The organism is Pseudomonas sp. MRSN 12121 (assembly GCF_000931465.1).
In the GTDB taxonomy this organism is placed as follows: domain Bacteria; phylum Pseudomonadota; class Gammaproteobacteria; order Pseudomonadales; family Pseudomonadaceae; genus Aquipseudomonas.
This window is the reverse complement of record NZ_CP010892.1, coordinates 283,492-295,626: the sequence shown is the minus strand read 5'-3', so window position 1 is coordinate 295,626 and position 12,135 is coordinate 283,492. Positions and strand designations below refer to the sequence as shown.

The 12,135-nt window shown below is 65.2% G+C and carries 10 protein-coding genes; 2 read left to right on the top strand and 8 right to left on the bottom strand.

Features of this window, described 5'->3' with window-relative positions:
* The first annotated feature begins 162 nt into the window (after positions 1 to 162).
* Complete coding sequence (locus TO66_RS01280) at positions 163 to 789, top strand: bifunctional 2-polyprenyl-6-hydroxyphenol methylase/3-demethylubiquinol 3-O-methyltransferase UbiG (RefSeq protein ID WP_044460612.1); 627 nt, start codon at positions 163 to 165, stop codon at positions 787 to 789.
* 140 nt (positions 790 to 929) lie between these two features.
* Here TO66_RS01280 and TO66_RS01275 read toward each other — a convergent pair whose 3' ends face one another.
* Genes TO66_RS01275 through TO66_RS01265 form a run of 3 tightly spaced genes read right to left on the bottom strand, consistent with a single transcriptional unit; the run spans position 930 to position 6,159 of the window.
* Positions 930 to 4,001, bottom strand: coding sequence for an efflux RND transporter permease subunit (locus TO66_RS01275; protein ID WP_044460611.1), 3,072 nt, complete (start codon positions 3,999 to 4,001; stop codon positions 930 to 932).
* Complete coding sequence (locus TO66_RS01270) at positions 3,998 to 5,068, bottom strand: efflux RND transporter periplasmic adaptor subunit (RefSeq protein WP_044460610.1); 1,071 nt, start codon at positions 5,066 to 5,068, stop codon at positions 3,998 to 4,000. The genes TO66_RS01275 and TO66_RS01270 overlap by 4 nt, the downstream gene beginning before the upstream one ends.
* Entirely contained in the window at positions 5,065 to 6,159 is a 1,095-nt protein-coding gene (locus tag TO66_RS01265) for an efflux RND transporter periplasmic adaptor subunit (protein ID WP_044460609.1), read from the bottom strand. The genes TO66_RS01270 and TO66_RS01265 overlap by 4 nt, the downstream gene beginning before the upstream one ends.
* Before the next feature lie 215 nt (positions 6,160 to 6,374).
* Between TO66_RS01265 and TO66_RS01260 the strand changes: the two genes are divergently transcribed.
* Positions 6,375 to 7,544: an AAA family ATPase gene (locus TO66_RS01260; RefSeq protein WP_044460608.1), complete on the top strand. Its 1,170-nt coding sequence runs from the start codon at positions 6,375 to 6,377 to the stop codon at positions 7,542 to 7,544.
* A gap of 109 nt (positions 7,545 to 7,653) precedes the next feature.
* Here TO66_RS01260 and TO66_RS01255 read toward each other — a convergent pair whose 3' ends face one another.
* The 5 genes from TO66_RS01255 to TO66_RS01235 all read right to left on the bottom strand — a co-directional run bounded on the left by TO66_RS01255 (position 7,654) and on the right by TO66_RS01235 (position 12,012).
* Positions 7,654 to 8,544 (bottom strand): transporter substrate-binding domain-containing protein, encoded by an 891-nt coding sequence (locus TO66_RS01255; RefSeq protein ID WP_044460607.1) that lies wholly within the window; start codon positions 8,542 to 8,544, stop codon positions 7,654 to 7,656.
* A complete protein-coding gene (locus tag TO66_RS01250) occupies positions 8,541 to 9,323 on the bottom strand; it encodes an amino acid ABC transporter ATP-binding protein (protein ID WP_044460606.1) in 783 nt (260 codons plus the stop codon). Before TO66_RS01250 ends, TO66_RS01255 begins: the two co-directional genes overlap by 4 nt.
* On the bottom strand, positions 9,320 to 9,979 hold the full coding sequence (locus TO66_RS01245) for an amino acid ABC transporter permease (RefSeq protein WP_044460605.1): 660 nt from the start codon (positions 9,977 to 9,979) through the stop codon (positions 9,320 to 9,322). The genes TO66_RS01250 and TO66_RS01245 overlap by 4 nt, the downstream gene beginning before the upstream one ends.
* The gene (locus tag TO66_RS01240) at positions 9,960 to 10,625 is read right to left on the bottom strand and encodes an amino acid ABC transporter permease (protein WP_044460604.1); all 666 of its coding nucleotides are present in this window, start codon (positions 10,623 to 10,625) and stop codon (positions 9,960 to 9,962) included. The genes TO66_RS01245 and TO66_RS01240 overlap by 20 nt, the downstream gene beginning before the upstream one ends.
* A gap of 604 nt (positions 10,626 to 11,229) precedes the next feature.
* Complete coding sequence (locus TO66_RS01235) at positions 11,230 to 12,012, bottom strand: MetQ/NlpA family ABC transporter substrate-binding protein (RefSeq protein ID WP_044460603.1); 783 nt, start codon at positions 12,010 to 12,012, stop codon at positions 11,230 to 11,232.
* Positions 12,013 to 12,135 lie beyond the last annotated feature (123 nt).

The window sequence follows — 12,135 nt, the reverse complement described above, 5'->3', positions numbered from 1 at the left end:
ATGCGGTGTGTCTGATGGATTGGTGTCGCCTGGCTTGGCGCCCGCTTCGCGGTCGATCGCAGCCTCGCTGAAGCTCGGCAGCGGCTACAGAGCTACCCAGAGCGGAGTTGCCGGCATTGGGGGTAATATTCGGCGCACCACCCCCAACCAGCGCAGCCCGCCATGAAACTCGCTCCCACCGACCTCGACCAGATCACCGCCACCACCCTGGGCCACTACAACCAGGTCGCCGAAGACTTCCGCGAAGGCACCCGCGACCACGATGTCAGCCAGAACATCGACGCGCTGCTGCGGCATATCCGGGGCAGCGCGCCCTTCACCGTGCTGGATTTCGGCTGCGGCCCCGGGCGTGACCTCCAGGCTTTTACCCGCCTCGGCCATGTCGCGGTCGGCCTCGACGGCTCCGAGCGGTTCGCGCAGATGGCCCGCGACGACAGCGGCTGCGAGGTCTGGCAGCAGGACTTTCTGAAGCTCGACCTGCCGGCCGAGCGCTTCGACGGCATCTTCGCCAACGCCGTGCTGTTCCATATCCCCGGGCAGGAGCTGCCGCGGGTGCTGCGCCAGTTGCATGCCACGTTGAAACCCGGCGGCGTGCTGTTCAGCTCCAACCCCCGGGGCGACAACCGCGAAGGCTGGAACGGCCCGCGTTACGGCGCCTACCACGACCTGGCGGCGTGGCAGCGATTGCTGACGGCGGCGGGCTTCGTCGAGCTGGAGCACTACTACCGCCCCGCCGGCTTGCCACGGGAACAACAACCCTGGCTGGCCAGCGTCTGGCGCAAGGCCTGACACCCACCACAACCCCGCTCCTATAGGACCCGGGTTGCAGCGAAATTCGTGGCACGCCACCGATCCGTAGGAGCGAGGCTTGCCCGCGATAGCGATCCGCCTGATACACCGCCATCGTGAGCAAGCTTCGCTCCTACGGGTCAGTGGGTGGTGCGGTCCGGCTTCGGCTCCTTGATCTTGTACCAGGCCACATACAGCGCCGGCAGGAACAGCAGCGTCAGCAGGGTGGCGACGATGATGCCGCCGATCATGGCGTAGGCCATCGGTCCCCAGAACACTTCCCGGGCGATCGGGATCATGCCCAGGCTGGCCGCCGCCGCGGTCAGCAGGATCGGCCGGCGCCGGTGCTCGGTGGCCTGCACCACCGCGTCCCAGGGCGAATGCCCGGCGCGCTCGAACTCGTCGATCTGGGTGACCAGGATCACCGAGTTGCGGATGATGATGCCGATCAGCGCGAGAATCCCGAGGATCGCCACGAAGCCCATGGGCGTGCCCGTCGGCACCAGCGCCAGGACCACGCCGATCAGCCCCAGGGGCGCGACGCTGGCCACCAGGAACAGCTTCTGCACACTGTGCAGCTGGATCATCAGGAAGGTCGCCATGAGGAACAGCATCAACGGCACCACTTTGGCGATCGGCCCCTGGGCCTTGCCGCTTTCCTCCACCGTACCGCCGGTGGCCACCGAATAACCGACCGGCAGGCTGGCGGCGAATTTGTCGATATCCGGCTTGAGCAACCTGACCAGGTCGGTGGGCTGGATCTCGTCGCGCACCGAGGCCTTGATGGTGATGGTCGGCTTGCGGTCGCGACGCCAGACCAGCGGCTGCTCCAGCTCGTAGCGCACGGTGGCGAAGGCCAGCAACGGGATCGAGGTGCCGTTGGGGCTGACGATCTGCAGGTTCTGCAGGGTTTCCGGCGAACCGCGCTCCTTGTCGTCGGCGCGACCGACCACGTTGATCAGGTAGATGTCGTCATGCACCTGGGTCACGGTGGCGCCGCTGACGATGCTGTTCATCAATTGCGCCACGTCTTCCGAAGACAGCCCCAACTGCCGCGCCTTGTCCTGGGCGATGTCGACGCGCAGGACTTTGCCCGGCTCGTTCCAGTCGTAGATGATCTCGCCGATGTGCGAGTTCTTGTCCAGCTCGGTGGCCAGCTCGATGGCATGCTTGCGCACCTGGTCGATGTCCTTGCCGCTGACCCGGTACTGGATCGGCCGCCCCACCGGCGGGCCCATTTCCAGGGCCTGCACGTAGCTGCCGATGCCGACGAAGTCGTCGCGCAGGCGTTTTTTCAGGCGCTCGGTCAAGGCCGCGCGCGACTCCAGGCCTTTGCTGACGACCACCAGCTGCGCGTAATAGGGGTTCTGCAACTGCTGGTCCAGCGGCAGGTAGAAACGGATCGCGCCCTCGCCGATGTAGGTGCTCCAGCGCAGGACATCCGGATCGTCCTTGAGGGTCGCCTCCAGGCGGTCCACGGCCTTGCGGGTCTCGGCGATCGAGGCGTTCTGCGGCAGGTTGAGGTCGACCAGCAGCTCCGGGCGGTCCGAGGACGGGAAGAACTGGTTCTGCACGAAACGCATGCCGACCACCGCCAGCACGAACATCAGGAGGGTGATGCCGATGGCCCACCAGCGGTTGCGCATGGCCCACAGCAGGCCGCCATTGAAGGCGCGACCGATGCGCCCCGGCTCCTCGGAGTGGGGTTTCACGTCGGTACTGAGGATATGCAGGCCGATGACCGGGGCGAACAGCACGGCGACGATCCAGGACACCAGCATGGCCACCGCGATCACCGCGAACAGGGTGAAGGTGTACTCGCCGGCGGAGCTGGCGTTGAGCCCGATGGGCACGAAGCCGGCGACCGTCACCAGGGTCCCGGTGAGCATGGGAAAGGCCGTGGAGGTGTAGGCGAAGGTGGCCGCCTGCTCCTTGGTCTCGCCCATTTCCAGGCGCGTGACCATCATTTCCACGGTGATCATCGCGTCATCCACCAACAGGCCCAGGGCGATGATCAGCGCGCCGAGGGAAATCCGCTGCATGGTGATGCCGCTGTACTCCATGAACACGAAGACCATCGCCAGCACCAGCGGAATCGAGCATGCCACCACCAGCCCGGCGCGCACACCGAGGCTGATGAAGCTCACCACCAGCACGATCACCACCGCCTCGAACAGGGCGCTGGTAAAGCCACCGACGGCTTTTTCCACCACTTCGGCCTGGTCCGACACCGTGTGCACGCCGACGCCCACCGGCAGGTCGGCGGTGAGCTGCGCCATCTTGGCGTGCAGGGCCTTGCCGAAGTCCTGGATGTTGCCGCCCTTCTTCATGGCAATCGCCAGGCCGATGGCCGGCTGGCCGTTGAAGCGAAACTGCGGGGTCGAGGGGTCCACGTAACCGCGGCTGATCTCGGCGATATCCGCCAGGCGATAGAAGCGGTCGTTGAGCCGCAGGTTGACCGTGGCCAGGTCTTTCTCGGAGGCGAACTGCCCCGAGGTACGCACGGAGATCCGCTCCGGCCCGGCCTCGATCACCCCGGCCGGGGTCACCGCGTTCTGCGCTTGCAGGCTTTGCAGGACCTGGCGCTGGTCGATGCCCAGGGCCGCCAGCTTGCGCGTGGAAAAGTTCAGGTAGATGACTTCGTCCTGCTCGCCGACCATCTCCACCTTGCCCAGGTTCGGCACTTCGCGGATCTCGGCGCGCACCTGCTCCACGTAGTCGCGCAGCTGGCGCATGCTCAGGCCGTCGGCAGTGAAGGCGTAGACCGAACCGAACACGTCGCCGAATTCGTCGTTGAACCCCGGCCCCTGCAACCCCTGGGGAAAGTCGCCGCGAATGTCGTTGATCTTCTTGCGCACCTGGTACCAGATCTCGGGGATGTCCTTGCCGTTGGTGGTGTCGCGCAAGTAGACGAACACCGTCGACTCGCCGGGGCGGGTATAGCTTTTCACGTAGTCGAGGGAGTCCAGCTCCTCGAGTTTTTTCTCGATGCGGTCAGTGACCTGCTTGAGGGTCTCCTCCTGGGTCGCGCCCGGCCAGCGGGTCTGGATGACCATGGTCTTGATGGTGAAGGACGGATCCTCCTCACGCCCCAGGTTCATGTAGGAAAACACGCCCATCAGCAGCGCGACGAACATCAGGTACCAGACGAACGACTGATGCTTGATGGCCCACTCGGATAAGTTGAAGGTCCCTTTGGTGGTGGGCGTCATCGTGGACTGTCCTCGTCGATTTTTACTTTCTGCCCCGGTTCGAGGCTGTTCACGCCGGCGCTCACCACTCGCTCGCCGATCTTGATGCCGCTGCTGACCAGCACCGTGTCAGGCCCCCGGCTGAGTACCGCGACCTCGCGCGGCGCCACGGTTTGCGCCTGCGCGTCGACGACCCAGACCCGGGTCTTGCCGTCCGCCTCCTGCAAGGCCGACAGCGGCACCTCGATCCGCGGCACGATGGCCGAGCTGAGCGTCACGCTGATGGCGGTGCCCAGGCGGAACGCCGGCGGGGTTTCGGTCAGGCTCAGGCGCGCGCGCCGGGTGCGGGTGGCGCTCTGCGCCTGGGGTTCGATTTCCCGCACGATCGCCGTGGTGCTGACGCTCGGGTCCAGCTGCAGGGCGACCTTGAACACCACGTCGGCCGGCAACTGGTCCACCAGCCCGGCCGGCAGGTCGATCACCGCTTCCTTGATGTCCGGACGGGCCAGGGTCACCACCTGCTGGCCGGCACTGACCACTTGCCCGGCCTCGGCATTCCAGGCGGTGACCACGCCGCCGTGGTCGGTGCGCAGTTCGCTGTAGGCCAGCTGGTCGCGAGCCTGGCTGACAGCGGCCCGGGCCTGCTCCAGCGAGGCGCTGGTGGTTTTCAGGTTGGTCTGGGCGATATCCAGCTGCGCCTGGGCGCCAACGCCGCGGTCGAACAGTTGCTGCTGGCGGCGGGCGTCGGCCTGGGCATTGATCCATTGCGCCTGGACCCGCGCCAGGTCGCCCTGGGCGGAGCGCAACTGGTTCTGCTGGTCGGTGGGATCGAGGGTCGCGAGCAACGTGCCCTTGCCCACCTCGGCGCCGACGTCGACGTTGCGATTGGCGATACGTCCCGGCACGCGAAAGCCGAGGTTGGTTTCATAGCGGGCCTGGATGCTTCCGGCGAAGCGCCCCAGGCTTTCCTCGGACTCGGCCCGCACCTCGAACGACAGCACCGGGCGCACCGGCGTGGGCGCCGGCTCTTCCTTCGAGCAGGCAGCCAGCGCCAGGCCGGCGCACAACAACAGCGGCAGGCGCTTCATGGCGTGGCTCCTTGGCTGGCGGGCGTGGAATCGATCTCGACGAGCATGCCCGGATGCAGCAACTGGCCGCCGGCGATCACCACTTTTTCACCGCCCTTGAGGCCGTCGCTGATGATTACCCGGCCGGTCTGGTAACGCCCCACCGTGACGCTGTGCAGCACCGTCTTGCCGTCTTCCCCGACCAGCCACACGGCCGGTTCGCTGAGGTTCTTGGTCAGCGCCGCCCAAGGCAGTTCGACGCTGTTCTGGCCGGCCGCGTTGGCACTGGCGCTGACCACCGAGCCCAGGTCCATGCCCGCCGGCAGCCCGTCGAGGGCCACCTTGACCTGCACCGTGCCGCTCTGCGCCGAGACCACCGGGGTGACTTCGCGCACCTTGCCGGTGGTCTGGATATTCGGGTTGTCCAGCAGGCTGACGTGGATCACATCGTCCTTGGGCGGCGCCACCAGCAGCGACTCGTAGACGTTGAACACCGCGTCGCGTTCGCCATCGCGGGCCAGGCTGTAGATCGGCACCGTGGCCTGTACCACCTGGCCGACTTCGGCCTGGCGCGCGGTGATCACTCCCGGCGCCTCGGCGACCAGCGCGGTGTAGCTCAGTTGCTCACGGGCGTTGGCCAGTTGCGCCTGCGCCGCGGCCAGGGCGCTCTGGCTGCTGCGCAGCGCCGCCTGGGCGGCATCGTATTCGCTCTGGCTGGTGTAGCCCTTGGGCAGGAGTTTCTGCTGGCGGAAGAAGGCCGCGCTGGTCTGTTTGACCCGCGCCTGCTCGGCGAACACCGCGGCGGCGGCGGAATCGACATTGGTCTGCAAATCCTTCGGGTCGAGCCGGGCCAGTACCTGCTTGGCCGTGACCCGATCGCCGACATCGACCAGGCGCTGGATGATCTTGCCGCCGACACGGAACGACAGCTCGGTCTGCACCCGCGCCTGGACATCCCCGGTGAGGGTCACCTGCGCGGCGAAATCCCGGGTCTGCACTTCCTGTACGCGCACCCGTGGCCGATCCTTTTCGGTCGGCTTTTCCGCACCGCAACCGCTGAGCAACGCCACCAGTGTCAAACCCACTATCCACTTCGATCCGAGACCAGCCATGCAGGCTCCTTTGAGTAATACGTCCGGGCAGATGACGATACGACTGAGAGCTTAGAACAGGGTTCCAACGCTGCACGGGGCTGACGGACAAATGCGTGATCCATAGCGGGGAAAGGCGCTGTGAAGGCGATTGCGCGCTCGCTCCGTCGGCCGGGGTTCGATGGCCGGGAAGAAAATCGGGCACACTGCGCGTCCATGCACAAGGAGCCCCCGGGATGCTCAAGACCCTGGCAGTGGCCAATTACCGCTCGATCAACAAACTGGTGATTCCGCTGGCGCGGTTGAACCTGATCACCGGCCCCAACGGCAGCGGCAAGTCCAACCTGTACCGCGCCCTGCGCCTGCTGGCGGAAACCGCCCAGGGTGGGGTGGTCAACGCGCTGGCCCGCGAGGGCGGCCTGGACTCGACCTTCTGGGCCGGCCCCGAGAACCTCAGCCGGCGCATGCGCAACGGCGAGGTGCCCATCCAGGCCAGCGTGCGCCAGGACAGCAAACGCCTGCGCCTGGGCTTTGCCGGCGAGGACTTCAGCTACGCCATCGCCCTGGGCCTGCCCATGCCGCTGCCCGAGCATGTGTCGTACTTTTCCCTGGACCCGGAAATCAAGCGCGAGTGCATCTGGGCCGGGCCGCTCTATCGCCCGGCCAGCCTGCTGGTCAACCGCGCCGGGCCGATGATCCGCGCCCGCGAGGGGCGCGGCTGGGACGTACTGGCCCAGCACACGCCGACCTTCGACAGCCTGTTCGACCAGGTGGGCAACCTGCGCTCGTCGCCGGAGGTCCTGCTGCTGCGCGAGAACATCCGCGGCTGGCGCTTCTACGATCACTTTCGCAGCGATGCCGAGGCGCCGGCCCGGCAACCGCAACTGGGCACCCGTACCCCGGTGCTGCATCACGATGGCCGCGACCTGGCGGCCGCCTTGCAGACCATCCGTGAAATCGGCAATCCCGAGGCCCTGCACAGCGCCGTCAGCGATGCGTTCCCCGGCGCGCGGCTGAACATCGCGCCGTTGCAGGGTGGGCGCTTCGCCATCGAGTTCTATCAGGAAGGCCTGCTGCGGCCGCTGTCGGCGGCGGAGTTGTCGGACGGCACCCTGCGCTACCTGCTGCTGGTCGCCGCCCTGCTGACGCCACGGCCACCGACGCTGATGGTGCTCAACGAACCGGAAACCAGCCTGCACCCGGATCTGCTGCCGGCGCTGGCGCGCCTGATCATCCGGGCCTCGCACCAGTGCCAGGTGTGGGTGGTGTCCCATGCCAGCCGGCTGATCGCCGCCCTGCAACAGGACCCGCAGTGCAACGCCATCGTGCTGGAGAAGAATCTCGGCCAGACCGGGATCGTCGGCCAGGGCATGCTCGACGAACCGGCGTGGCATTGGCCGGATTGATTCGTCGCCGCCTGAAAAGCATCGCGGGCAATCTCCGCTCCTACAGAAGCATGCACAGTCTTCTTCTGTAGGAGCGAGGCTTGCCCGCGATGACGTCAGGCGAGGGCTGTCACCCCTGCCACTTGCCGCCTTCGACGATCACGCTTTCCGGCTTGGTGTCGTCGCTCAGTTCCTTGCGCACGTACTGGTCGTAGAGCTTGAGCAGGTACTTGTCTTCGCCCAGCTTGGCCAGTTCGGCGTTGACCCAGTCGCGCAGCTCGATATTGCCTTTCTTCACCGCCGGCGCGATCGGCGCCTGTTCGCCCAGGGTCTGCGGCAGCACGCGGTAGCCCGGGTTCTGCTTGGACCAGCTGAACAGGATCAGGTTGTCCTGGGCATAGGCGTCGCCGCGGCCGTTGGCCAGGGCCTGCAGGGACTCGCTGTTCTTCTCGAACTTCAGCAGCTTCCAGTCCGGGTGGTTCTTGGTCAGCCAGATATCGGCGGTGGTGCCTGTGGTGACGATGGTGGTGCGGCTCGCCAGGTCATCCAGGTTCTTCACTTCGCTGCCGTTGGGCACCAGGGCCTGCACCGCGACCTTGAGGTTGGGGTTGGTGAACTCCACCGCTTCCTTGCGCTCGGGGGTCACGGTCATGTTGGCCAGGATCAGGTCGACCTTGTCGCTCTGCAGGAACGGAATGCGGCTGGCCGGTTCCACGGCGACAAACTCCACCTTGTTCTCGTCGCCCAGCAGGTCCTTGGCGAATTGCCGGCCGATGTCGGTATCGAAGCCCACATAGCGGCCGGTCTCATCGACGAAACCGAACGGCGGCTTGTCGGTGAACACCCCGACGATCAGCTTGTCGCGGGCCTTGATCTTGTCCAGGTAGCCGGCGGCCGGCGCGGCGCTGGCACTGGCGCTGCTGGCCGCCGGCTTGGGAGCCTCGGCGGACTTGTCGCAGCCGGCCAGCAGGGCGAGGCCAAACAGCGGGAGTAGCAGTAGCGAAGACTTGGCAGTTTTCATAAGAGCTCCAATTCCTTTTCAGGTGCTTTTTTGGGCAGTGCTTCAACGAAGGAGAATTTCTCCAGGAACTGCTGCGCGCGTGCGCTGCGCGGGTTCGTGAAGAAACTCTCGGGAGTGTTCTGTTCAAGGATGCGCCCGGCATCCATGAACACGATGCGGTCGGCCACCGCGCGGGCGAAGGCCATTTCGTGGGTGACGATCAACAGGGTCATGCCGTCCCGGGCCAGGCCCTGGATCACTTGCAGCACTTCCTTGACCATTTCCGGGTCCAGCGCCGCGGTGACCTCGTCGAACAGCATCACCTGGGGGTTCATGCACAGCGAACGGACGATGGCGATGCGTTGCTGCTGGCCGCCGGAGAGCTGGCGCGGGAAGGCATCGCGCTTGTCCGCAAGGCCCACCCGTTCGAGCAGGGCCTCGGCCTGGGCACGGGCTTCGCGGCGCTCGCGCTTCTGCACCTTGAGCGGGCCGAGCAGGATGTTGTCGAGCACGCTCATGTGCGGAAACAGGTGGTAGCTCTGGAACACCATGCCGATTTCCTGGCGTACCTGGCGCCAGTCGGTGGCCGGGTCCAGCAGTTCGCGCCCGGCGAAGCGCAGGTGTCCGCCGTGGGCCTTCTCCAGGCCGTTGAGGCAGCGCAGCAAGGTGGATTTGCCGCAGCCGCTGGGGCCGAGAATCACCACCACTTCGCCCTGGGCGACCTGCAGGTCGACGTCCTTGAGCACCTGCTGCTCGCCGAAAAACTTGTTGAAACCCTGGAACTCGATCAGTGCGCTCATGCTTGCGTCCAGCGCCGCTCCAGCACGCGCGAGGCGGCCGACAGCGGGTAGCAGATAAAGAAGAAAAACAGGAACAGGGCGCCGTAGATCAGCACCGACTCGTAGGTGCGCTCGATGATCTGCTGGCCGACCTTGATCACATCCACCACGCCGATCAGCACCGCCAGCGAGCTGGTCTTGATGATCCGCGTGTAGACGTTGATGGTCGGCGGCGTCATGCGTTTCAGCGCCTGGGGCAGCAGCACGTGGCCGTAGAGCTGCGCACTGGAAAGGCCGATCGACAGCCCCGCCTCGCGCTGGCCCCGCGGCAGCGAATGCAAGGCGCCGCGCACCACCTCGCCGACTTCGCTGGCGCCCCACAGCGACAGCACCAGCACCGCGCAGGTGAAGCTCGGAATGCTCAGGCCGAAGAAGATCGGGAAACCGAAGAACAGCAGGTACAGCCAGACCAGCACCGGGATCGCCCGGAACAGCTCCAGGTAGGCGCGCAGCACCGCGTTCAACCACTTGTTGTCGAGGGTCCGCAGCACGCCGTAGAGCACGCCGCCGACCGTGCTGAAAACAATGCTCAGCAGGGAAATCGACAATGTCTGCGCGGCGCCCTTGCCCAGTTGCGGCAACGACACCCAGAGCAACTCAAGACCCGAACTGGCCATGTTGCAGCCTCCTTTCCAGGCGGCTGAGCAACAGCGACAACGGCAAGAACAGCAGCACGCAGATCAGCGTCAGCACGGCGAGCATTTCGTAGGTCTTGTAGTAGAGGGCGATGTAGCTCTTGGTGGTGTAGAGAATTTCCGGCACCGCCACCGCCGAGACCACGGTGGTTTCCTTGAGCAGGAAGATGAAATTGGCGAACAGCGACGGCAGGCTGAGAATCCCGGCCTGCGGCAGGATCACATGGCGCAGCAGTTGCCAGTGCGAGAGCCCGATGGAGCGACCCGACTCCAGCTGCGCCACCGGCACCGCCTCGACGCCGGCGCGCAATACCTCGGTGAGGTAGGCGCCGCCGAGGAAGGTCATGGTGATGATCGCCGCGGCGAACCCGGAAATCTTCAGGCCCAGCGCCGGCAGCGCGAAATACACGAAGAACAGCTGGATCAGCAGCGGGGTGTTGCGCGCCAGCTCCACGTACAGCCCGACCAGGCGGCGCAGATACGGGGTACGGAACACCAGGATGGCGGCGTTGATCAGGGCCACCAGCAGGGAAGTGGCGATGGCGATCAGGCCGACCTGCAAGGTCACGCCCACGGCCTTGAGAAAGGCTGGCAGCGTGGTGAGGATAAAGGCGTAGTCGAGGGTCATGGCAATCCTGGACGCCGCTGGGGTACAGCGGCGGTGGTGCGGTCCATTGGGCGGTGGGTAACCACCCGGCAGGCGTCGACTTTATAGCTATAAAAACAATAATTTAAATACCGTTAAAGCATATTGATATCACCCAAAAAACTAACCTCCCGGGTTTGCCAGGCGCGCCCGGCCCGACTACTTTTCCTGACGCCGGCGGGGAGCTTGCGCAGCGCCCCTTCTCCCGGGAACGGACAGCCGGCCGCAGACCTCAACGGGCCAGACAGGCACAAGGACGACAAGAACAATGACCGACCTAGACACCCCGCAACCTCTCGATCCGCAGGACATCGTCAAATGGCTGAAGGCGTTGCGCCGGGCCATGGCGCCTTCCTGAACGGGCGCACTTGCCGATATTGCGGCGCCTGCATCGCGCGCAAGCTGCGCTCCTACAGAAGCGCCAAGCCCCCGCACGCCACAAAACCTGTAGGAGCGAGCTTGCTCGCGATGGCGGCCGTGCGGGCACAGCGCAGCGCCCAAAACGCAGGCAATAAAAAACGCCGACGCTGTATCAGCCATCGGCGTTTAAACCTTGAAGGGGTTTGTACGACTTAAGCGTAGTCCATCAGAACGCCGGCAGTACCGCGCCGCTGTATTTCTTCTCGATGAACGCTTTGACTTCCGGGCTGGTCAGGGCCTTGGCCAGCTTCTGGATGGCAGGGTTGTCCTTGTTGTCCGGACGGGCCACCAGGAAGTTCACATACGGCGAATCGGAACCCTCGATCACCAGCGCATCCTTGGCCGGGTTCAGGCCCGCTTCCAGAGCGTAGTTGGTGTTGATCATGTCCAGGTCGACCTGGTCCAGCACGCGCGGCAGCAGGGCCGACTCCAGTTCCTTGAACTTGAAGTTGTGCGGGTTCTTGGCGATGTCCTTGGGCGTCGACACGGCGTTCTTCGGATCCTTGAGCTCGATCAGGCCGGCCTTCTGCAGCAGGATCAGGGCGCGGCCGCTGTTGCTGCCTTCGTTCGGAATGGCGATGGTCGCGCCGTCTTTCAGCTCGGCCAGGCTTTTGACTTTCTTCGAGTAACCGCCGAACGGTTCGACGTGCACGCCGATCACCGTCACCAGGTTGGTGCCCTTGCCTTCGTTGAAGCTCTTCAGGTACGGCAGGGTCTGGAAGTAGTTGGCGTCCAGGCGCTTCTGGTCGACCTGTACGTTCGGTTGCACGTAGTCGGTGAAGACTTTGACTTCCAGGTCCACGCCTTCCTTGGCCAGGGTTGGCTTGATCAGCTCGAGGATCTCGGCGTGCGGCACCGGCGTGGCCGCCACCACCAGTTTCTCGCCGGCCTGGGCCAGGCTCGCAGTCAGGGCAGCCGCCAATGCGGTGAACAACAGAACTTTTTTCATGCAGTGTCCTTATGAGTCGTCGCTGACGACGGCTTCGAGAGAGGTGCCAGCGAAGTGCTATCGCTGGCGTGGAGCGGACAATACCGGGATTTTTTATGCCTTAAAAATATCTTTTATTCACGT

What these genes read in the sequence shown, in the direction of transcription:
- TO66_RS01265 (WP_044460609.1), bottom strand. Translation starts at nt 6,159, where the DNA reads ATGGCTGGTCTCGGATCGAAGTGGATAGTGGGTTTGACACTGGTGGCG.
- TO66_RS01260 (WP_044460608.1), top strand. Translation starts at nt 6,375, where the DNA reads ATGCTCAAGACCCTGGCAGTGGCCAATTACCGCTCGATCAACAAACTG.
- TO66_RS01245 (WP_044460605.1), bottom strand. Translation starts at nt 9,979, where the DNA reads ATGGCCAGTTCGGGTCTTGAGTTGCTCTGGGTGTCGTTGCCGCAACTG.
- TO66_RS01235 (WP_044460603.1), bottom strand. Translation starts at nt 12,012, where the DNA reads ATGAAAAAAGTTCTGTTGTTCACCGCATTGGCGGCTGCCCTGACTGCG.
- TO66_RS01255 (WP_044460607.1), bottom strand. Translation starts at nt 8,544, where the DNA reads ATGAAAACTGCCAAGTCTTCGCTACTGCTACTCCCGCTGTTTGGCCTC.
- TO66_RS01240 (WP_044460604.1), bottom strand. Translation starts at nt 10,625, where the DNA reads ATGACCCTCGACTACGCCTTTATCCTCACCACGCTGCCAGCCTTTCTC.
- TO66_RS01280 (WP_044460612.1), top strand. Translation starts at nt 163, where the DNA reads ATGAAACTCGCTCCCACCGACCTCGACCAGATCACCGCCACCACCCTG.
- TO66_RS01270 (WP_044460610.1), bottom strand. Translation starts at nt 5,068, where the DNA reads ATGAAGCGCCTGCCGCTGTTGTTGTGCGCCGGCCTGGCGCTGGCTGCC.
- TO66_RS01275 (WP_044460611.1), bottom strand. Translation starts at nt 4,001, where the DNA reads ATGACGCCCACCACCAAAGGGACCTTCAACTTATCCGAGTGGGCCATC.
- TO66_RS01250 (WP_044460606.1), bottom strand. Translation starts at nt 9,323, where the DNA reads ATGAGCGCACTGATCGAGTTCCAGGGTTTCAACAAGTTTTTCGGCGAG.